At 49.2% G+C, this 22656-nt stretch carries 18 protein-coding genes; 7 read left to right on the forward strand and 11 right to left on the reverse strand.

Annotation, left to right across the window (positions count from 1 at the left end; all coding sequences use genetic code 11):
- Positions 1–68: 68 nt before the first annotated feature.
- The 3 genes from M988_RS19570 to M988_RS19580 all read right to left on the reverse strand — a co-directional run bounded on the left by M988_RS19570 (position 69) and on the right by M988_RS19580 (position 3784).
- Positions 69–1877 (reverse strand): carbon starvation CstA family protein, encoded by a 1809-nt coding sequence (locus M988_RS19570; RefSeq protein WP_004089370.1) that lies wholly within the window; start codon positions 1875–1877, stop codon positions 69–71.
- Between the two features lie 157 nt (positions 1878–2034).
- Positions 2035–2820, reverse strand: a complete 786-nt coding sequence (locus tag M988_RS19575; RefSeq protein WP_008815888.1) for a tyrosine-protein phosphatase — start codon at positions 2818–2820, stop codon at positions 2035–2037.
- Between the two features lie 127 nt (positions 2821–2947).
- Positions 2948–3784, reverse strand: a complete 837-nt coding sequence (locus M988_RS19580) for a dienelactone hydrolase family protein (RefSeq protein ID WP_064575417.1) — start codon at positions 3782–3784, stop codon at positions 2948–2950.
- 338 nt (positions 3785–4122) lie between these two features.
- On the opposite strand from M988_RS19580, the gene udp reads away from it, so the two are divergent.
- Entirely contained in the window at positions 4123–4884 is a 762-nt protein-coding gene (gene udp, locus M988_RS19585; RefSeq protein ID WP_004089366.1) for a uridine phosphorylase, read from the forward strand.
- 75 nt (positions 4885–4959) lie between these two features.
- Here udp and fsa read toward each other — a convergent pair whose 3' ends face one another.
- A complete protein-coding gene (gene fsa, locus M988_RS19590) occupies positions 4960–5622 on the reverse strand; it encodes a fructose-6-phosphate aldolase (protein ID WP_008815886.1) in 663 nt (220 codons plus the stop codon).
- A 16-nt stretch (positions 5623–5638) separates the two neighbouring features.
- Positions 5639–8140 (reverse strand): phosphoenolpyruvate--protein phosphotransferase, encoded by a 2502-nt coding sequence (ptsP, locus tag M988_RS19595; protein ID WP_064575419.1) that lies wholly within the window; start codon positions 8138–8140, stop codon positions 5639–5641.
- Between the two features lie 328 nt (positions 8141–8468).
- Here ptsP and M988_RS19605 point away from each other — a divergent pair, with 328 nt between their 5' ends.
- The 5 genes from M988_RS19605 to M988_RS19625 all read left to right on the forward strand — a co-directional run bounded on the left by M988_RS19605 (position 8469) and on the right by M988_RS19625 (position 13482).
- Complete coding sequence (locus M988_RS19605; protein WP_039189755.1) at positions 8469–9551, forward strand: PTS fructose transporter subunit EIIC; 1083 nt, start codon at positions 8469–8471, stop codon at positions 9549–9551.
- Positions 9552–9572: 21 nt separating this feature from the next.
- Entirely contained in the window at positions 9573–9893 is a 321-nt protein-coding gene (locus M988_RS19610) for a PTS fructose-like transporter subunit IIB (protein ID WP_004089362.1), read from the forward strand.
- 68 nt (positions 9894–9961) lie between these two features.
- The gene (locus M988_RS19615) at positions 9962–12259 is read left to right on the forward strand and encodes a formate C-acetyltransferase (protein WP_064575421.1); all 2298 of its coding nucleotides are present in this window, start codon (positions 9962–9964) and stop codon (positions 12257–12259) included.
- Complete coding sequence (locus tag M988_RS19620; RefSeq protein WP_061059330.1) at positions 12225–13112, forward strand: [formate-C-acetyltransferase]-activating enzyme; 888 nt, start codon at positions 12225–12227, stop codon at positions 13110–13112. Before M988_RS19615 ends, M988_RS19620 begins: the two co-directional genes overlap by 35 nt.
- A gap of 25 nt (positions 13113–13137) precedes the next feature.
- Positions 13138–13482 (forward strand): PTS fructose-like transporter subunit IIB, encoded by a 345-nt coding sequence (locus M988_RS19625; RefSeq protein ID WP_008815881.1) that lies wholly within the window; start codon positions 13138–13140, stop codon positions 13480–13482.
- 13 nt (positions 13483–13495) lie between these two features.
- Here M988_RS19625 and M988_RS19630 read toward each other — a convergent pair whose 3' ends face one another.
- Entirely contained in the window at positions 13496–14350 is an 855-nt protein-coding gene (locus M988_RS19630) for an AraC family transcriptional regulator (protein WP_064575422.1), read from the reverse strand.
- Positions 14351–14614: 264 nt separating this feature from the next.
- Positions 14615–16891, reverse strand: coding sequence for a 5-methyltetrahydropteroyltriglutamate--homocysteine S-methyltransferase (gene metE, locus M988_RS19635; protein ID WP_064575425.1), 2277 nt, complete (start codon positions 16889–16891; stop codon positions 14615–14617).
- A gap of 271 nt (positions 16892–17162) precedes the next feature.
- On the opposite strand from metE, the gene metR reads away from it, so the two are divergent.
- Complete coding sequence (gene metR / locus M988_RS19640; RefSeq protein ID WP_004089354.1) at positions 17163–18170, forward strand: HTH-type transcriptional regulator MetR; 1008 nt, start codon at positions 17163–17165, stop codon at positions 18168–18170.
- On the opposite strand, the gene M988_RS19645 is transcribed toward metR, so the two are convergent.
- From M988_RS19645 to M988_RS19660, 4 genes are all read right to left on the reverse strand, one after another.
- The gene (locus M988_RS19645) at positions 18082–18948 is read right to left on the reverse strand and encodes a carboxylate/amino acid/amine transporter (protein WP_008815877.1); all 867 of its coding nucleotides are present in this window, start codon (positions 18946–18948) and stop codon (positions 18082–18084) included. The genes metR and M988_RS19645 overlap by 89 nt on opposite strands.
- A gap of 170 nt (positions 18949–19118) precedes the next feature.
- On the reverse strand, positions 19119–20258 hold the full coding sequence (locus M988_RS19650; protein ID WP_082019210.1) for a DUF4056 domain-containing protein: 1140 nt from the start codon (positions 20256–20258) through the stop codon (positions 19119–19121).
- On the reverse strand, positions 20252–21394 hold the full coding sequence (locus M988_RS19655; RefSeq protein WP_008815875.1) for a BamA/TamA family outer membrane protein: 1143 nt from the start codon (positions 21392–21394) through the stop codon (positions 20252–20254). Before M988_RS19655 ends, M988_RS19650 begins: the two co-directional genes overlap by 7 nt.
- A complete protein-coding gene (locus tag M988_RS19660) occupies positions 21394–22515 on the reverse strand; it encodes a hypothetical protein (protein WP_039189780.1) in 1122 nt (373 codons plus the stop codon). Before M988_RS19660 ends, M988_RS19655 begins: the two co-directional genes overlap by 1 nt.
- Between the last annotated feature and the right edge of the window lie 141 nt (positions 22516–22656).

Below are 22656 nucleotides of genomic sequence, written 5' to 3' on the forward strand. Positions count from 1 at the left end.
GTTGTAGATTAACCAAAAATAAACGGCCGATAAATCGGCCGTTTTAAACAATGATGAAACGCTAACGATTAAGCCGTTGCAGTTGTCTGTTCAGCACGAAGCTCCTTGCCACGTACAGACCACAGCTCACGCCATTTACGTAGGGCAGAGATAAGGATAATCACGCCCAGAACCATCATGATAATCGAAATAGTTCCGTTGAAAATATTGTAGCCTTTCGCCGCCGAGTTGAAGTACACGTTCTTAATCATCCAATAACCGGCATAGTTTACGGTGACAAACAGGTACGCCAACGGAATAACACAGGTCAGCATATAAGCTCGTTTAGTCGCTAAACGCAGGATGATCGTGGCACCAATAATGAGGCCAACAGAAGCCATCAGCTGGTTAGAGACACCGAACAGCGCCCATACCGAGTTAATGTCACCAGAGTTCAGCAGGTAGCCCCACAGCGCGCAGGCGATGACAGAACAGAAGATGGACCCAGGCAGCCAGTCAGTACGCTTCAGCGGAGCCCACAGGTCGCCTAGGAAGTCTTGCAGCAGGTAACGTGCTACACGAGTACCGGAGTCAACGGCGGTCAGGATAAACACCGCTTCGAACATAATGACAAATTGGAAGAAATAAGACGCCAAACTGCTAAACCATGGCACACGGATGAAGATATCGGTCATACCCACAGCCAGCGTAACGGCACCACCGGTACGGCCATAAAGATCCAGACCAATTTCTTCGCTTAGCTTAGGCAGGTTAACCACATCCATGCCTAATCCCGCCCACGCTTCCGCACTTGAGTTAATCGCAAAGTAGTCAGCAGGATGCAGAGACGTTGCCGCAATCAGCGCCATCACACCCACCACACACTCCGCCAACATTGCACCAAAACCTACCGGCAGAATATCGCTCCATTTGTCGATCTGTTTTGGCGTGGTGCCAGAACCGATAAACGCATGGAAACCGGAGATTGCGCCACAGGCAATGGTAATCGAGATGAATGGCCAAACTGGGCCAGCAAGAACCGGGCCGCCGCCGTGAATGAACTGAGTCACCGCAGGGAACTGAATTTCTGGGTTAATGAAGATAACACCGATAACCAACGCGCCGAACACGCCGATTTTCATAAAGCTAGAAAGGTAACCACGCGGCGTCAGCAACATCCATACAGGTAACGCGGTAGCAAAGAATGCATACGCTGGCAGCAACAGGCTTACCGTCGTCGCTTTAAACGTCAGCCACTCACCAAAAGTGGTGTTCTGGATATGAGGACCGAAGAATACGCAGGCCATGATCGCGGCGATACCCACGTAAGTCGCGCCTTTCATGCTGCCAGTAACGCGTTCCCACAACCCCACACCAATAGCGATAGGAATGGTCATAAACACGGCGAAAGTCCCCCAAGGGTTACGTTCCAGCGCGTGCACTACCACCATCGACAAACCGGCCATGGTAATCGTGATAATGAACAGCATTGCTAAACCCGTACACCAGCCTGCAATCGGCCCTAGCTCGGATTTAGCCACTTCAGATAAGGATTTACCTTGATGTTTCATGGACGCGAACAGCACCACGGTATCATGTACCGCACCGCCGACCACACAGCCAATCAACAACCAAAGGAAGCCCGGCAGGTAGCCGAACTGCGCAGCCAGAACCGGTCCAACCAAAGGCCCTGCAGCAGCGATTGCTGCAAAGTGGCTACCAAAGTTAACCCACTTTTTGGTAGGTACGTAATCTTTCCCGTCTTCAAAGGTATGTGATGGAGTCACTTCGTTATCATCAGCACGCAGTACCTTTTTTACGAAAAAGATACCGTACAAACGGTAGCAGATCGTAAGGATACACAGCGTAGCAATAACGAATGTAATTGCATGTTGCATAGTTATTATCTCCTGAGGATTTCTCAGGCGTTAACATACTTGAGGGCTATTTGGGGAAGGGGTTGAATTTGATTAAGCGGTGTTTTGGCTCAGTAAGCGGTATGAAAAGTGGATTGAGTGGAGCCCATCGACTCCACTTTCATGAAATATCGGGGAGTTACGGCTCTAGGAACTGTTGCTGAAGTTGTGATCTCACCTGCATATTTAGGCCATATTCCTGCTCTAGCCAACTATCGATTGTGCTGTATCTGGCTTTGATCGCATCCAACGCAGTGACCAAAAACTCTTCGCGAGCAGACAGGACATACGAAAACTGCCCCAGCGCCTTTTCATTCAGTTTAACAGACAGGTAATCCAGCATTTGGCTACGGAATGGCGCTAGCGTGGTTTCAGTTAAAAGATAATCTTCCATCACCGTTGCTTCGTCGGCGCCTAAGGCAAACAGTACCAGTGCTGAACCAACGCCGGTTCTATCCTTACCGACTGCGCAATGCTGCACGATGGCGCCTTCTTCACCGCTCTGTAACAGGGTGCTTAACAGTTGGTAAGCGTGATTGCTAAAAGGTAGGCGACGGTAGAGCTCCAACATAAAAGCATTGGCGTCGAAAGACTCTAGCGCTTCGCTAGTGAGTTTCTCCAGATTAGCGTTAACTTCGGTACTCAGTGGATTAGCAGGCAAATTGATATAGCGTACCGCATCCCAAAGCACATCTGGCTTGGTAGACACCTCGTCGGCATCGCGATAGTCGAGGATATTTTTGATAGGTACATCTTGCAGGTAGCTTAAATCCTTATCCGTTAGGCGATCTAACGCCCCTGATCGGAACAATCTACCACGCTTAACTCGACGGCCATCGGCAGCGAGATAACCGCCCATATCGCGAAAGTTAACGCCACCTTCCAAGGGGGCAAGGGAGGGATGCAAAAAAATAGTGGCTGTCATCATGACCTCTTATTATTTTAGGTTATCGCTCCCACCTTATCAGATTCAGTGAAAAGCGGTAAAACCGCATCGCACCGAATCCTTATGAGCATGCAATCGCACCAACAAAATGAGTCACGGTTAGACGTTATTCCACCTTATTTCCACCATAGGTGGCAAACCACGCTAGCATACGCTGCCAACCATCTTTGGCTGCTTCAGCGTTATAACTCGCGCGATAATCCGCATTAAATGCATGCCCAGCCTCTGGATAGACGATAATTTCTGCGATTGCATTGGCTGCTCGCAAAGACTGTCGCATCGTCTCTACCGTTTCTTGCGGAATGCTGTCATCCAGGCCACCGTACAAGCCTAACATCGGCGCACTAAGCTCAGCGGCAACATCAACGGGATGCTTTGGCGATGTTAACGTTTTATCGCCCACCATGCGACCATACCATGCAACCCCCGCTTTAAGTTGAGGATTGTGCGCAGCATAAAGCCAAGTAATACGTCCACCCCAGCAAAAGCCGGTGATAAACAAGCGGCTCGCATCACCACCGTGGCGAGTGGCCCAGTGAGCTGCATGATCTAAGTCCCCCAAAACCTGTTTATCAGGTACTTTGCTGACCAGATGTTGAAACAACGAGGGAATATCAGTGTAGTCACTGGCTTCCCCTTGGCGGAAATAAAGCTCTGGGGCAATCGCCAAATAGCCCTGTTTTGCCAGACGACGGCAAATATCTTGAATATGCTCATGCACACCAAAGATCTCCTGCACCACCAATACGATGGGCAATGGCCCTTCTGCGTGCAAAGGCTTGGCTAAATATGCTGGGAGATCGTCTCCCTGAGATGGGATTGTGGTGAATCCTGCATGCAAACCTTCACTATCGGTATGGATCGAGGTAGAAGCGATAGTGCCAGCGGCGGGGGAGAACGATGACGGTGAGGTTATCAACGTAATAAGATCTTCGGTCTTCATGTAAAACTCCCTGTCTGAATATATTGCAAGAATGTTAAGTATAAATAGCAATAATTTGTTTGCATGAGAATCAAACAATCACTCGGAAGCACTAAACAACACGTTATCACCCACAAGCGTGCTCCCAACTAGCGAAGATAAAGTGTACATGTCACACTGTGAGCGGTGAAAAAAACCGCTAACTCGCCATATTGTGTGATTTTAATCACAATTATTTGTCGTTCTTGTTATTGTTTCTTCATATCTAGTGATTTGAGTCACGCATTTCACTGATGAATTTCAGTAGAGTGCGTTTTTGTTCCTCCTTAACAACTTATAGCAATGACAGAGGAGTCCGTATGTCTAATTCTGATGTTTTCCACCTCGGCCTAGTAAAAAGCGATCTGAAAGGCGCAACCTTGGCTATCGTCCCTGGTGACCCTGAGCGTGTAGAAAAAATTGCTAATTTGATGGATAACCCAGTCAAATTGGCCTCACATCGTGAATTCACTTCTTGGCGCGCAGAGCTAGACGGTAAATCTGTCATCGTTTGCTCAACCGGTATCGGTGGTCCATCAACCTCTATCGCCGTTGAAGAACTGGCGCAGCTAGGCATTCGTACCTTCCTGCGTGTCGGCACCACTGGTGCAATTCAGCCGCACATCAACGTGGGTGATGTATTGGTCACTACGGGTTCTGTACGTTTAGACGGTGCTAGTCTGCACTTCGCACCAATGGAATTCCCTGCCGTTGCCGACTTTACCTGTACGACCGCACTGGTTGATGCTGCTAAAGCGGTTGGCGCAACGACTCACATTGGCGTAACCGCATCTTCTGACACCTTCTACCCAGGTCAAGAACGTTATGACACCTTCTCTGGCCGCGTAGTTAGCCGTTTCAAAGGCTCTATGAAAGAGTGGCAGGAAATGGGCGTGATGAACTTCGAGATGGAGTCAGCGACTCTGCTTACCATGTGTGCAAGCCAAGGTCTGCGCGCAGGTATGGTTGCAGGCGTTATTGTTAACCGCACGCAGCAAGAAATTCCAAACGCAGAAACTATGAAGAAAACCGAATCTCACGCGGTGAAAATCGTGGTAGAAGCAGCACGTCGTCTGCTGTAATCGTTCGATTCAGACAACGCTCAATATCAAAAGGGAGGCTTATGCCTCCCTTTTCCATGGTAGTTCTCAAGACAGCTATAAACAGAGAGAACCAAACGCCCCCTGCCAATCCTGCTCAAATTTAACAACCGCCGCATCCACGGCTGGTGACGCCAAGAATTGCTGAGCAACATCCAACGGCAACGTTATCGCTTCACAGCCCACCAGCAGACAATCTAATGCCTGACGCGGCGTTTTAAAGCTAGCTGCCAGCACCTTCGCGTGTGGAGCATGCATTTCCAGCAATGACTGAAGTTCTTGCACTGTTTTAATCCCATCACCACCTTGGGCATCAATGCGATTCACATAAGGTGCAACATAGTCTGCCCCCGCGAGTGCAGCCAATAACCCTTGTGCCGCACTGTAAACAGCGGTGCCTAACGTTGGGATACCTAACGCTTTTAACTGTTTGATCGCCGCTAATCCTTCGGGCGTTACCGGAATTTTCACCACCAGCCCAGATACCCGCTCCGTCAGCTGTTTAGCCTCTGTAACCATCTGTTCAGCATTACGTCCCATGACCTGTGCAAACAAAATTCCGCTGCCGCCAAGCGCATCACGCAGCTGTGGTAAGACATCCCAAACGGGCTGCCCACCTTTTGCGATAATACTGGGGTTAGTTGTTACCCCTTGCAGAGGAAAAATACGGGCTAAGCGTGCTACTTCCGCGATATCTGACGTGTCTAAATAGAGTTCCATAACCTGTTTCCTTAAATTAAATGTCTAGCTCACGAGCCAGTAAGTTAGCCACATCGCTGGCATCACTAGCGCCAACCAGCGCGGAACGAAACTCCTCATGCATGATGCGACGCGCCAAGCGAGAGAAGATGCGCATATGCTGATCCCCAGCGGCATGTTTGTTTAGGGTTAACATAATGATGTATTGAGCCTCTTCATCTCCCCAGATGACTGGCTGCGGCAATCGCGCAACGCTGATCGTAGATTGCTCAATGTGTTCAGATTTAGTGTGGGGAATCGCAAAACCAAAACCGAGCCCGGTGGAAAATACGGCCTCTCTCGCCCATAAGTCAGCCTCAAGCTTACGCGGGTAGCGACAGCGCCCTGCGAGCAGAAGATTATCGGTCATTCCTTTAATGACCTCTTCTTTACTGCGCCAATCATTATTGAGTGAAATACAGTTAGCGCTAATCAGCGGAGCATCCTGCTGCGTCATGCGGAATTGAGCCAGTAAGTGCTCCACTTCTAAAGAAGTCCGGCAAGCCATAGCACGATTTAATAACAAGCGGCATTCGCGGCTGTCCAACTGTGCAAGCCGCGCTTTTGTCGCTGGAATAGAAGGAGCACTCATGCTGATTTCATCCAGCCCCAGCCCAAGTAACAACGGCAGCACCGAGCCTTTGGCACCTAACTCTCCGCACAGCCCAATCCATTTCCCCTGCCGATGTACTTCGCGCACCGCGTGATCTAACGCTCGTAAGAACGCAGGATTGAGGCTGTTGTAATGCTTGGTGACCTTGGCGTTATCACGGTCAACGGCGAGCAGATATTGCGTCAGGTCATTGCTGCCGATGCTAAAGAAATCAATCTCTTCACAGCATTGGTCGATGATAAACATCACCGATGGTACTTCCAGCATGATGCCCAACGGGATCTTTTCATCGAAAGGGATCTGTTCGGTACGGAGCTTTTGCTTCACTTCGGCAAGTTGATCTTTAACCCACAAGATCTCCTCCATCGAAGAGATCATCGGAATCATGATCTTCAGAGAGCCATGCGCCGACGCACGTAATATTGAGCGTAGCTGGGTATGAAAAAGAGAGATAAATTCCTGATAGATCCGTACCGCGCGATATCCGAGAAAAGGATTATTTTCTGCGGGGATTTTGAGATACTCAACGGGCTTATCCCCGCCAATATCCATGGTACGCACAATAATGCTACGCCCCTCGGCGCCCTCAAGTGCCTGACAATAAATATTATAAAGTTCGTTTTCTGATGGTGCATGAGCGCGATCCATATACAGCATTTCAGTGCGGAATAGCCCTACCGACTCAGCCCCGTTACTAAATGCCGGTACGGCTTCTATGGAGTGGGCAATATTTGCGGCAACTTCCAAACGGACCCCATCTGCGCTGCGCCCCTGCGTGGAGAGATATGCCCTCTGCTGCTCACGGATGCGCTGCTGAACCTGAGCCTCAAGCTGATAATAACGCTGCACTTCAGGCGACATATCGACAGCAACCAGTCCCAAATCCCCATCAATTTGCACCTCCTGACCAACATACGCAGCAAGAGCCTCTGCATCCACGCCCACCAGCGTCGGAATATTGAATGAACGCGCCAAAATCACCGTATGTGAAGTGCTGCCACCGTTGCTCAGCAGCAATCCTTTCAGCAGTGATTTATCCAGTTCTAAAAACTGACTTGGCGTTAACTCATCAGCCATACAGATTGAGCTTTGTTGCAACGCGGTCTGAGAAGGGAATCGCTGACTACCATAAATTTGCTGTAATAGCTGAAAACAGACATCACGAACGTCGAGTGCCCGTTCGCGTAGATACTCACTCGCCGATGAGGAAAACTGCTGGCAGAAATGCTCTTCAGCCGCGACGATAGCCTGCGCACAGCTAGCGCCTTTTACTATCTGCTCTAAAATCTGAGCGCGTAATGAGTGATCGCTGAGCAAAGAGCGATGCGCTTCCAACACCGCGCTCGTCGTACCGTTATCATCCAACAGTTGCAGATCCAAAGACTTCAGCAAACGGCTTAAACCCAAATCCAACGCCCCCTGCTCTTCTTCCACGCCGCGCGACGCGGGCAGTTCACCAAGATGCTTCAAATTCATGGTGGATAGGCGCAATAAAATCCCCTGAGCAATTCCACCGCACACCGAGCGAGCACGAATAACGTTAGGGTTTAGATGAGTCAGTGACTGCGGCAATGCTTCTTCTTGGCTTTCCGAACTCTGTGGCAAAGGGGCATCACAATGAGGAAATTCATCTTTGATAAAGGTAGAAATACGTAAAAAAGCCTGTTCGGCATCAACACCCTCAATACTGATATGGCATTCATCGCCCTGCAGTGTATCCGTACCAATTAAAGATAAGGCGCTTTTAGCATCCCCTTGCCTACCTGTACGCAAGTTGAACCACTCAATACGCGCAGTGAATTGGTTGCATAAGGTTTCAATATGACTGGCGGGACGGGCATGGACACCGTTCGGTAAATCACAGGTAAATTTCAGCACTTGCGGCATGACGCGTTCTCCTGAACCAAAACTGGATGATGGCTAACAGGATAAAAGCGGTCTCCCCTATGCGGCTATGGGACAAAAATGCCAAACACTGGACAAATGTAATCATAAGCCAAAAGTGCGATGATGCTCACATCCCAAATTATGATGGGAAATATGTATCTATCATCGACAAGTTTGCGCCCGATCGCATTTTTCCACATATCGTACAAATATCCAGTAAATGTCAATTTTCTCCACTGTCTGCCTTACGCCAGATTGCCTATTGTGGAAACCTATTTCCTGTCATGCCCCTACCGCGGCAAACAAAGTCCATGCACTGGAGAACGCTATGAAAGAGTTGGTTCAGATACTCAAAAATACCCGCCAGCACTTGATGACTGGCGTATCACATATGATTCCTTTCGTGGTAGCCGGCGGTATATTGCTTGCCGTTTCCGTCATGCTGTACGGTCAAGGTGCGGTACCGAATGCAGCAACCGATCCCAATCTGAAAAAGCTGTTTGATATCGGCGTTGCCGGCTTAACGCTGATGGTGCCTTTTCTTGCAGCCTATATCGGTTATTCAATTGCCGATCGCTCTGCGTTAGCGCCCTGTGCAATTGGCGCTTGGGTAGGCAACTCATTTGGCGCAGGTTTTTTTGGAGCAATCATCGCCGGCATTATCGGCGGCATCATTGTTTTCTATCTCAAGAAGATACCTGTTCCCAAGATCCTGCGTTCCGTCATGCCTATTTTTGTTATCCCAATCATCGGCACGCTGCTGACCGCGGGGATCATGATGTGGGGATTAGGTGAACCAGTAGGCGCACTCACTTCTAGCCTCACGCATTGGCTGCAAGGCATGCAGCAAGGGAGCATTGTGGTGTTGGCGATCATCATGGGGTTAATGCTGGCCTTTGATATGGGCGGCCCCGTCAACAAAGTTGCCTATGCATTTATGCTCATCTGCGTCGCTCAAGGGGTGTATAGCGTGGTAGCCATTGCCGCCGTAGCGATTGCTGTGCCACCTCTTGGGCTAGGTTTCGCCACTCTGATTGGTCGCAAATATTACAACGCCGAAGAGAAAGAAGCGGGCAAAGCGGCATTGCTAATGGGCTGCGTAGGGGTTACAGAAGGTGCGATACCTTTTGCCGCCGCTGACCCTCTGCGCGTAATTCCGTCCATTATGCTCGGCTCTGCCTGTGGCGCGGTAACCGCTGCACTATTAGGTGCTCAATGCTATGCAGGCTGGGGGGGACTTATCGTTCTGCCCGTCGTGGAAGGCAAGCTCGGTTATATCGTGGCATTAGCCGTAGGCATGGTCGTCACAGCCCTTTGCGTCAACGTGTTAAAAAGCCTGGCCGCTAAAAAGCAGGCTAAGAAAACAGAAACCAAAGAAGACGATTTAGACCTAGATTTTGAAATCAATTAATTCTGCTTTGAGGACATCATTATGACCAAAATTATTGCTGTGACCGCTTGCCCATCCGGTGTTGCCCATACTTACATGGCCGCTGAAGCCTTAGAACGTGCAGCGCTTGCCAAAGGCTGGGAATGCAAAGTAGAGACTCAAGGTTCAATCGGACTAGAAAACGAATTAACAGCTGAAGACGTGGCATCTGCGGATATGGTGATCTTAACCAAAGACATCGGCATCAAATTTGAGGAAAGATTCCAAGGCAAAACCATCGTACGCGTCAACATCAGCGATGCGGTAAAACGCGCTGATGTCATTATGGGAAAAATTGAGTCGCATCTTTCACAAACTGCCTGATTGCCCAACGAGAGTGGCATCACCGCTGCTCTCGATTACTGCGCTGAATTCTCGAATCGGAGTCCATTATGACCGCTCGTATCGAACGCCTTAAAGCCGCGATGTTTGCAAATCCAAGAGAAATTTCTCTGGAACGCGCCCTGCTCTATACCGTCAGCCACCAGCAGACCGAAGGTGAGCCAACCATTTTACGCCGCGCTAAAGCGACCGCTCACATACTCGATCACGTCGAGATTTCGATTCGAGCTGATGAACTTATCGCAGGCAATCGCACCGTTAAGCCACGAGCGGGGATCGTTTCTCCTGAGATGGATCCTTATTGGCTGCTAAAGGAGTTGGAGCAGTTCCCGACGCGTCCACAAGATCGCTTTGAGATCTCCAACGAGGATAAGCAGATATATCGTGAGCAGCTATTCCCATATTGGGAAAAGCGCTCCATGAAAGATTTCATCAATGAACAGATGACCGATGAAGTCAAAACGGCCGTTAAAACGCAGATTTTCAGCATCAACCAGACCGACAAAGGTCAGGGGCATATCATCATTGATTACCCACGTCTGCTTAAAAATGGTCTTGGTCAGTTAGTGGGTGAGATGCGATCGCTTACCACTCAGCATCCAGATAATGCGTTCTATCAGGCAGCCCTTTTACTGCTCGAGGCCTCACAGCGCCATATTCTGCGCTATAGCGCGTTGGCGCAGGAGATGAGCTTCGCCTGCTCAGATGCACTGCGTAGGGAAGAGTTGGCAAACATTGCAGAGATATCTCGAACTATTGCCACTGAACGACCACGAGGCTTCTATCAAGCCTGCCAGTTGTTTTGGTACATGAACATCATTCTTCAGTATGAATCGAACGCCAGCTCGCTCTCGCTAGGACGTTTCGATCAATACATGTTGCCGTTTTATCAGACATCGCTACAGCAAGGAGAGGAGCCGCAGTTTTTACAAGAGCTTTTAGAGTCGCTATGGATCAAGTGCAACGATATCGTCTTACTTCGTTCAACCTCCAGTGCACGCTACTTCGCCGGATTCCCTACGGGTTACACTATCTTGTTAGGGGGGCTTACCGAAACCGGCCGCAGCGCCGTTAACCCGCTGTCGTTTTTATGTTTGGACGCTTACCAAAATACCCAACTACCGCAACCAAATCTCGGCGTACGCGTTAATGAATTGATCGACCGGCCTTTCCTCTTAAAAACGGCTGAAACTATCCGCATTGGTACGGGGATCCCACAGATATTCAATGATGAAGTCGTCGTACCGGCATTTTTGAACCGCGGAGTTTCTCTGGAAGATGCGCGCGACTATTCTGTGGTTGGCTGCGTAGAACTGTCTATCCCCGGCAAAACCTACGGTTTACATGACATCGCCATGTTTAACCTACTTAAGGTGATGGAGATCGTTCTACTTGAGAATGAAGGTAACGCCAATCTTAGCTATGACGATCTGCTAGAACAAATCCGCCATAAGATTTGTCATTACGTGAAGCTAATGGCACAGGGTAGCAACATCTGTGATATTGGCCACCGCGATTGGGCTCCTGTTCCTTTACTTTCCTCTTTTATCAGTGACTGCCTCCATAACGGCAAAGACATTACTGAAGGCGGCGCACGCTACAACTTCTCTGGCGTACAAGGAATTGGCATCGCTAACCTCAGCGACTCACTGCATGCGTTGAAAGGGATCGTTTTTGATCAACAAAGGCTCAGTTTTGATGAACTTATCGCAACGCTAAAGGCCAACTTCGCCACCCCTGAAGGTGAGCAAATTCGCGCTCGCCTTATCAACCGTTTTGAAAAATACGGCAATGACATCGACGTCGTAGATAACATTAGCGCCGACCTGCTGCGCTTTTATTGCAAGGAAGTAGAAACCTATCACAACCCACGCGGAGGCCAGTTCACACCGGGGTCTTATACGGTTTCAGCACATGTCCCACTGGGTGCCGTAGTGGGCGCGACGCCCGACGGACGCTACGCAGGGGAACAACTGGCCGACGGCGGATTATCCCCCATGCTTGGTCAAGATGCTCAAGGACCGACGGCAGTACTTAAATCGGTCAGCAAGCTGGATAACTACCTACTTTCTAACGGTACACTGCTGAACGTCAAATTCACGCCGTCTACGCTTGAAGGGCAATCCGGCCTCAACAAGCTGGCTGATTTTCTTGGCGCCTTTACCAAACTCAAGCTTCAGCATATCCAATTTAACGTTGTAAATGCTGAAACATTGCGAGCAGCTCAGGCGAAGCCACAAGACTATGCTGGGCTTGTCGTTCGTGTTGCTGGCTACAGTGCTTTCTTTGTCGAGCTTTCAAAGGAAATTCAGGATGACATCATTCGCCGTACGGCACATCAGCTCTAGTAAGCCGATATCTGCTGGGCGCTTGTCAGACAACATGGCGCGGATTTTTAATATACAGCGCTATTCGCTCAACGACGGCGGCGGGATCCGCACCGTCGTCTTTTTCAAGGGATGTCCGCATACCTGTCCGTGGTGTGCGAACCCCGAATCAATGTCGAGCCGCATTCACACAGTGCGCCGAGAAGCAAAATGCTTGCACTGCCAGCCTTGCCTTAACAATGCGGATGAATGTCCGGCCACGGCAATGGAGCGTATTGGCCGAGATATTTCATTAGAAAATCTGCTTAAGGAAGTGCTCAAAGACGACGTTTTTTTCCGCACATCTGGGGGAGGAGTCACACTGTCGGGCGGCGAGGTACTTATGCAGGCTCCCTTTGCACTACAGTTTCTTACCCGCCTTAAAGAGCTTGGAATAAATACCGCGATAGAAACCGCTGGCGACGCCAACGAAGAAATGCTGCTCAAAGTGGCTCAACGATGTGATTTAGTGCTTTTCGATCTCAAAATAATGGATACGGAACAGGCAAAAAATGTGCTGAATATGCATCAGCCACGGGTTTTAAAAAACTTCGCTCGCCTTATTGCAGCAGGAATACCAGTGATACCGCGTGTACCACTCATTCCCGGTTACACGCTGGAGCACAACAATTTTCATGCAATTCTCGACTTCTTGGCTCCGTTCAATCTGCCGGAAATACATTTATTGCCTTTCCATCAGTTTGGCGAGTCTAAGTATCAGCTCTTAAATCGACCTTATGCGATGAAAAATGTTGCAACACCGAGCGAACGGGATGTTGAACTCATACGACAACTGGCTATAAATGCAGGCTATCATGTTATAACTGGCGGATAAGTCATATGCGGACAAGGAGACAGAGATGACAATAAAACTGGTGGCAGTGACAGGCTGCATTAGCGGTGTTGCTCATACCTATATGGCCGCAGAGAGATTAGAGAAAATCTGCCAGCACGAAAAATGGCAAGTGAAAATCGAAACTCAAGGCGCACTCGGCATCGAAAACGCACTGACAGAACATGATATTCGCTCGGCTGACGTTGTGTTACTCATTGCCGATATTGAGCTAGAAGGCGCGGAGCGTTTTGCTCACTGCCGCTGTGTGCACAGCAGCATCAGCACATTCCTACGTCTTCCAGAGAAAACGCTCTCTGCTGTGAAAAAAATCATCACATCCCCGCAGGATACTCACATTGACATCAGCTAAAACTGTCGATTAGCTACTTATCTAGCAGTTGGCTTCGATACTGGCGACGATATTCAGAAGGCGATCGTTCGGTGGTTTTGCGAAACAGTCTACAAAAATAGTTACTATCAACAAAACCACAGGCGTGTGCGACCTCTTTTACCTTCATGTCATAACGTTTAAGCAAGTGTTTTGCCTGTTCCAGCCGCGTGTAGTTCAGGTATTCATTAAAACCGATCCCTCCTGCTTTCTGAAACAGATGAGAAAGGTAATTCGGTGATATATAAAACGCCTGCGCCACAGATTCACGCGTCAGTGGTTCACGGTAAAACTCATCAAGATGTTCACGTACCGCATCAAACAGAGCCTGACTGCGGGAAGCCGTCTGCACCTGACTCCCGAGTAAATCCAGGCAATGGCTGATCAGGCTTTTCACGATAAAACATGCTGTGCTCTGGTCACGCTGATTCCATGTCAGTTCATTTAGCGCCTGAAGCAAAAATGACCCCACCCGCGGGCCACGACGCGCTACATTTTGTTTGCCAAGATCTTGGTATTGCTCGCCATCCCAGCTCAACAGACTGAACCCTAACTGCTGCTTACCAAATAAAATACTAAGTGTGGTCACCGGCATCTTCCATGCGGGGCTATTCCAACCACCCGCTGGAACAAACAAAGCATCACCGGCATGAAGAATATGCTCAGCAGCGCCTTCCTGCACATCTTCCCATTTCATTTTCTGCTGGCCTTCCAGCACTAGCTCCAAACGAGGGAAATTCACCTGATATGCAAGTTCAGGCGCGGGTTGCTGATTCCCTGCAAAATACACCTGCCCTTGCCGATCCGGCTGCTGTAGCCATAACGTTAACGCATGTGTAATTTCTCTCATGAGATCCAAACCCTTTGGTGATATACCCCAATAATTGCCATTGCAACACAAGAAGGATTTAGCCTTTTGAACAGCGCTTGCGCTGGCCCCAGCGGGGCGAGGCAAAGCCGAGTCACGCGGCAAGCATCGTGGGCATAAATGTCGAGCTAACGGCTTAAAAGAATATCACAGACTATTTCTCTCACCGCTGACCTTTCCTTTAAATACACAAAACGGCTACTGGAAATCCAGTAGCCGTTGGTTTATAGCCAAGAAACGTATTGATTACGCTTCTAGTTCACGCAGTCGCTGCGCTGCTTTCACCATATTCGCCAGTGACTGACGAGTTTCAGGCCATGCGCGTGTTTTCAAACCGCAGTCAGGGTTAACCCACAGACGCTCCGCAGGAATGTTTTGCGCAGCTTTACGCAGCAAGTCCTCAATCCATTCTACGCTTGGTACGTTTGGCGAGTGAATATCATAGACGCCTGGGCCAATTTCATTGGGATATTCGAACTCTTTAAATGCTTCCAACAGATCCATATCCGAACGAGAGGTCTCGATAGTGATTACATCCGCATCCAGTGCCGCAATAGAATCCATAATGTCATTGAACTCGCAATAACACATATGAGTATGGATTTGAGTGTCATCTTGAGCTACAGCGGCATTTAAGCGGAATGCATCAACCGCCCATTCCAAATATGCCTGCCAATCCGAGCGACGCAGCGGTAAGCCCTCACGTAAGGCAGGTTCATCAATCTGAATGATGCCAATACCGGCTTTTTCCAAATCTTCCACCTCATCGCGTAGCGCTAAGGCGATCTGCTTAGCGATGATTTCACGTGTCACGTCTTCACGAGGGAATGACCAACACAGAATAGTGACAGGCCCTGTCAGCATGCCTTTTACCGGTTTGTCTGTCAGTGACTGAGCATATTTAGCCCATTCGACGGTGATCGCCTCTGGGCGACTGATATCACCAATAATGACCGGTGGTTTTACACAGCGAGAACCATAGCTCTGTACCCAACCGTTTTGGGTAAATACAAAGCCATCGAGGTGTTCACCAAAGTATTCCACCATATCATTACGCTCTGCTTCACCGTGGACCAACACATCTAGGCCAAGACGCTCCTGTTCAGAGATAGCCTGTTTAATGTGCTCGCTGATCCCTGTGCGATAGTTATTACCATCCACACGACCCTGTTTGAAGTCGAGACGAAGCCCACGAATTTCGGTCGTCTGTGGGAATGAGCCGATGGTTGTCGTTGGCCATGCTGGCAGATTAAAGCGCGCGCGCTGAGCTTTCGCTCGTTCTTCATAAGGTTGATTACGCGCACTGTCACGAGCGGTGATTGCCGCCAGACGCTTCTCTACCTGCGCATTGTGTACACGGGTTGAACTACGACGAGCGCGAATCGGCGCGCTGTAATCGGTCAGCAACTGTAGATTTTCTGCTGTCGGATCGTTGACCGCTTTCGTCAACAGTGCCAACTCTGCGCATTTTTGTAATGCGAAAGCAAACCAGCTTTTTACCTCTGCATCCAAGCGAGTTTCAACATTCAGGTCGATTGGGCTATGCAGCAGTGAACAAGAAGAACCGATCCAGATTTGGCGTTGGGACACCAACGGCTGAATGCGATCGAACCACTGGCCGACATCAGCACGCCATACATTACGACCGTTAATCGCACCGATGGACAGTACCCACTCTTGCGGTAGCGCGTTGTGCAATACCGATAAATCATCGTTGCCATGTACCGCATCTACGTGCAGCCCTTGAACCGGCAACGCACGGATTATGTCTAGGTTATGGCTGATACCTTCAAAATAGGTCGTCAGCAGCAGTTTTACCTGCCCAGCCAACGCCTGATAAGCGGGTTGATACGCATCCAGCCACTCCTGAGGAAGTTCCAGAACCAGCGCAGGCTCATCGATTTGTACCCACTCAATGCCGCGCTCGGCCAACGCTTTTAGCACCTGTTGATAAACCGGCAGAATATCCTTCAGGAGTTCCAGTCGATCAAACTGGGCACCTTTCACTTTGCCGAGCCAGAGATAGGTTACGGGGCCAAGCAGTACAGGTTTTACGTTATGACCCAGCGCCAACGCCTCATCAACTTCTTCCAGCAACTGTTGCCAGCCCAGAGAGAAACTCTGACCCTGCGTGAACTCAGGCACCATGTAGTGGTAGTTAGTGTTAAACCATTTGGTCATTTCGGCAGCGGCGGCCGGCTCACCGGTTGGTGCACGACCACGGCCGATACGGAATAACGTATCTAAATCAATCGAGCCGTCAGCATTTTGATGACGTGCTGGCACATTCCCCAGCAGCAGGCTGGTTGTCAGTACATGGTCGTACCACGCGAAATCACCCACCGGTAATAAATCAACGCCCGCGTCTTGCTGTTGCTGCCAATGACGTGCACGCAGCTCTTTACCTACGGCCAATAATTCGTTTTGAGAGATATTGCCCGCCCAATAGCTTTCTTGTGCTTTTTTCAGTTCGCGACGCAGGCCGACACGCGGGAAACCTAAAGTGTGATTGATTACGCTCATTATTGTTACCTCATTATGACCCGATCTAACCGCGCTCGGCGTCTGAATTATTATGGTTATACTCTAGATAATCTGGGTTGAAGAAAGGTGACACGTGAGCGGCTCCCTAAGTGGATAGACAGTGATGTCATTAGGGTGAACAAACAGGGTCAACACATCAGCAACTTTAATTATGAAGGATATAGCCATCTAGATGTTTACACATCCATAATCCACAGGTACTGTGTATCGAACAAGCGCAAATTATTCACACTCAAGGTGAAAGACTCTCATGATCGAACTGAAACACTTAAGGACGCTGCAAGCACTGAGGAATACAGGCTCTTTAGCTGCAGCCGCAGCACAGCTGCATCAAACACAGTCAGCCCTTTCTCATCAGTTCAGTGATTTAGAGGAACGTCTGGGCTATCGCTTATTTGTGAGAAAAAGCCAGCCGCTACGTTTTACCGTGCAGGGTGAGATCATGTTGAGATTAGCGGAGCAGGTGCTACCACAGATCCAGCAAGCCTTAAAAGCCTGTAACGAACCCCATCAAAGCGCTCTGCGTATAGCGATCGAATGTCATAGCTGTATCCAATGGCTCACACCAGCGCTAGATAAATTTCGCGAACATTGGCCAGACGTATCCGTCGATTTTCACTCCGGCGTGACCTTCGATCCTCAGCCCGCATTGCAACAGGGCGAATTGGATTTAGTGATGACGTCCGATATTTTGCCGCGCAGTCATTTGCACTACACGCCGATGTTTGATTATGAAGTACGTCTAGTACTCGCACCGGATCACCCTCTGGCGAATAAAGCTGAAATCACGCCGCAAGATCTGGCAGAGGAAACCTTGTTGATTTATCCGGTACAGCGTCAGCGCCTAGACGTATGGAGACATTTTCTGCAACCGGCTGGCATTACCCCAGCGCTGAAAAGCGTGGATAACACCTTGCTGCTGATTCAGATGGTTGCCGCACACATGGGTATTGCTGCATTACCGCATTGGGTCGTGGAAAATGTGGAGCGTCAGGGCTTAGTAGTCACTAAGCCGCTAGGGGAAGGGCTATGGAGTCGTTTGTACTCTGCGGTTCGCGATGGGGAACAAAACCAGCCCGTGACAGAAGCCTTTATCCATTCGGCGCGCCGCCATGCCTGCGAACATCTGCCCTTCGTACGCGACGCGGAAATCTATCACAGTAAAATTGCTAACGGGCTGTCTCCTCACGACGAACAATCCAGCGCCGATGCACCCATAGCGAAAGCGCGATCACCGCGCCACCAGCAATCAGCCTGATCCAGTCAGGGTGCTGCTGCCAAATCGCCAGATTAACCAGCAGCCCTGCCGGAATGAGCACATTGTTCATGATGGCTAAGGTTCCAGCATCCACCTGAGTGGCACCATAGTTCCACATGAAATAACCCATGCCTGAAGCGCCAATGCCAAGCCAAATCAGGATCCCCCACTGCAAACTGGTTGTTGGCATCATTTGATGATGCCCAAATATCAGCCATGCCGGCAGGGCAATGCATAGCGCGCCCAAGTAAAACCATGAAAATGCATTACGCTGTGGCATCGGGCTGATTTCCATCAAGCGTTTGTAGCCAACCTGCCCAATTGCAAAGCAAATATTTGCTCCCTGAATCAGACCAAACCCCAGTAAAAACTGCGGGCTCAAAGGGTTATAGCGGATAATCAAAGCTCCTAAAACAGCGAGCAACGCGCTAAATAAGTATCCCCAGCGCAGACGATTTCCTTGCATAAGATCGTAAATCAGCGTGACATAAATCGGCGTCATGATGGTGAACAGCAGAACTTCTGGCACCGACAGGTACAGGAAAGACTGATAATAAAACAGGTACATCACGCCTAACTGACAGGCTCCGAGCGCCATATACAGCAGCGCCTGTTTAGCCTGCACGCCGCGAAAACGTAGGAAAGGTAAGAATACCAACGCAGCTAACGCGACACGCACCAATACCGCGAACCACCCATCAACCTGACCGGCAAGGTAAACACCAATCAAGCTGAATGAAAATGCCCACAACACCGTGGTGAGAAGTAATAGAATCACGAAGTTTTTCGTCCATTGCCGATTTAGAGGGCAATTCTACTGAAGGATGACGAGCAATGCTGGACGAAGTCGGTTTACAAGTGACGTATAATCAACCAAACAATTTGAAGTGGCTGGGGTAAATGAGTGCAGCACTCTCCACAATTTGAAGTATGGCAGGTAGATATCCCTTACTTCATTTCTGCCAATTGCCCTGCATCCTCGGCTCTCGCATGCAATGCAAGCGCGGGAAAATCGCGGAACGTGTAATATTCGTCAGGCTTAGGGAGTTGCTTCATTGAGCGGCCTGACAAGAGACGTAATTCACCGAGATCTTTCATCTGAAAGCCTGCCCATTCGGCAGGAAGCCGTAAACGTAGCGATGCGGTGGATTCACTCGGTATCGGCGTCGGGATGCGATCGTCGTCAGTCAGATAGTTGCGCTTTAATACCAAAAACTTCTCCGGCACAGCACGGTGGCTATCCCACCAGTTGCCATCCAGCATGTCGAATTGAAAACGCGTATCTTTGGCCGATACTGCCCCTAACTGATGCAATGCTGCGGGCAAAATGGCCTGCATAGACAGATTAAATTGCTCAACCGAACTCGAATGTCCCTGCAAAATGAGCGACGCGGCCAAACGTGCCCCTAACAAATTGGAGTAGAGATCTTCTGGCGAAAATGCCGAAATTCCTTCTGAAAATCCGGGAACAGACTCGAAACCATACCATTGAGCAATTTCATGCCACGCGGCAACCTGAAATGCCAAATAGCTTGAAAGATAGGCCGCCAGCGTAAATCGCTCGGCTTCATTTTGCGGTGGAGTGAATGCAAACAACTGGATATGGCGCTGTGCGAGTTCTTCGCTTAGCACGATCGTTTGCTCTTGCCCCAACCGTGGCCAAATCTGGCTGAACAGAAAGAGCGTCATATCTGCCGTATCACGCACATGTGCGATATCGATAAACCCACCATGAGCGGTATAGAGCAAACCGTCTTGCTCGCTGCTGATACCCATTAGATTAGCGACGGCACCCAATAAGCTATCGTTATAATGATGCTCACCCAATCCATCAGCTTCAACCACATTATTTAGCTGGTAAAGCGGTACAGGAATACCTAATGCCTGCGCCTTTAGGTTATAGCCAAACGCACAACATGGCCGCAAACCATCCGGAGCAGAAAGCATTTCAACCGTCGGCCATGCGCGCGTTGCCTGCTGAAGCGGAGAGGTGGATAAATCTGGCACAATAGGCAGCTTAATTTGAGAGAAGCAGGAAGATGACAGCAAGATGCCGGTAATGAGTCCATATTTTACAACGTTCAAAATGCTTCCCCTACCTGAAAATAAAATCCGGTACTTCCCTTACCAACACCCAGATCAAGCCGTACATTCATGCGTGGTTTGAATTCAAAACGATAGCCTACGCCCACTGAAGGCAGCCAGCGACTTTGCCCTAAATCGCTGGCTCTTGGCCCCATGGTACCCGTACCCAGCCAGCCGACAACACCATTGCGCCAGTCGAGCTTACGTCGATATTCAACTTGAGTACTCACCACGTTTCTATCGCGATAGCGCCCTTCATAATAGCCACGCATACGATTATTACTTCCCAAAAGCGGCAACATATTCCACGGCACATCACCTTGCGTAAAGCGGCCATCGACTTCCCACGCCAGAACATTATCTTCATCCAGTGCATGGTATAGGGCATAACGACTATCCAGCTCATCAAAACGGGTATCACTGCCCAGCTCTGGCGCGTAATGAGTGTAGGTGATATTCACCAACTGTCCGTGCCGTGGATTAGCGACAAAATCACGGGTGTCGTAAGTAAACGTCGCGCTAGCGCCTGAACTGAGCACCGAAGTTCCCGCTTTTTCGCGTTCCAAAGTGCCTTTGTCTTTATCCTGAATTGAAGCCGCATGTACCGAAGAGAAAGACCAGCCAACACCTAAATAGGTATTCGCCGCAATGCGATACAAAAGATCGGGTTTAGCACTGAACTCCTGAGAAGTATATTTCTGTTTGTCGCTGTCATTGCGGCCAGCACTGAATCCTGAGCCCCAATAGTAGGTAGGCATATCATTGAGAGCACCGCTCAAGTAGAAGCGCCAAGCATCGTCGGCAAAAAAACTATAATTATCCAGACCTATGCCAAAGGCACCCGTAGAGCTGGCAAAGCCGCTAAGCGAAAGCGTGGAGTTTTGGCTAACGTGATCGGTTTCGTCAGGTCGGTACATCCCAACAACGGCTACACCAACGCCAAGGCCTAACTCTGGTGTATAGAAGGGCCCCGGCATGACGCCCCAGTCGATACCTTTACTAGAATCGAACTGGTTATCTGCGCCTAACCCCACCAACCAGCCATCAACTTGTTGGCGCGAAGGCAGGAGATCCCCCGCCTGAACCAAGGTCGATATACTGAGGCAGCTCACCAGACAAAGCCCTGCTATACCTCGCATTAAAAGCGATACTCACCGGAAACAAAGAAACTGTTACGTTCGGCAAAGCCAAACTCAGTGATCAGATTGAAATTACGAGTAATCTCATACTGCGCCCCGAGCAAAACATTCCACGGCGATTGCAGATGCTGTTTGACGTCAAAGCGGCCTTTACCATCTTCGTTGGCCATCGCCATAAGCTTTTGCAACTCTGCAGGCATATTTAAATCGTTTAGATTGCCTTTAAACTCTTGCTGAACATCCTGATACATCGACCCCACCCAAACGTTGAGCTTACTGGGACCCATGTGCAACGCATCAATTGCAGGAATAGAGAAACGGTAACCTACACGCGGTGAAAGAGTGAATGCATCTATACTGCCATCAAGAATATCAAAACGTGTTTGGGTATAGTTGATGTCCACCATGCTAAACCAGTCACCATATCCCCCCACCAGCGTAGTACCAGCACCATAAGTGGTGCCTTTAAAATCCAGTTTAAAATCAATATCTTTTAGTGTTCCATTCTGATTCATTCCATGAATAACGTTTGAAATTATTCTATTTAATGTATTACTTAACCCTTTGAAATTAGAAGGATCGGAATCAACAGAAACATTTGATATTGAACTACCCTTGGTATGACCAATAATTCCATAGACGTTCATGAAAGGGAGCACCCATGCATCCAATTTCATTGTCTCAGTTTCACTCTTCTGGCGAGTCTTACCCACTTTGATATCAAACAGATTGGACGGTAAAGCGATGAAGTTACTTCCTGAACCTAAGCCCAACCCATTAAATGCAATACTATCAACGTTAATATTCTGTCGGATATTCATGTAGCTAACGCTAACACCAAAAGGCTCCGGCAATTCGTAACCCAGAGCTCTAGCCTCATCGCCCCAGAAAGGCAAATAGGATGAGGACGCTGACGAAATAGCTTTTTTCTTGCCCTGTTTTGTTGCTGTTGCAGAGACAGTACTTTCTCCACTCACATTCTGTTGCGGCAAGAGAAACTTAGGTGTGGCAGCCTGATCGATCATGGCTTGAGTGGCATCATCAGACTCTGGCAAATCAGCAAAGGCAAAAGAGGACATCATCGCCACTGGGATCAGCGCGAGCAGAGTTGAATTCTTCATTTTAGGTTTAGCTTTTATTTGAAATATGAATTGAAAACTCGAATATGTGTGTAAAACGAATAATTACGAGCAGAAACCGCGCGAGTATACCAGCAAACTATGGGTATTTAGCGCGTCATAAAATGCGAATCGCGACTAAGA

The organism is Hafnia paralvei ATCC 29927 (genome assembly GCF_001655005.1).
In the GTDB taxonomy this organism is placed as follows: Bacteria; Pseudomonadota; Gammaproteobacteria; order Enterobacterales; family Enterobacteriaceae; genus Hafnia; species Hafnia paralvei.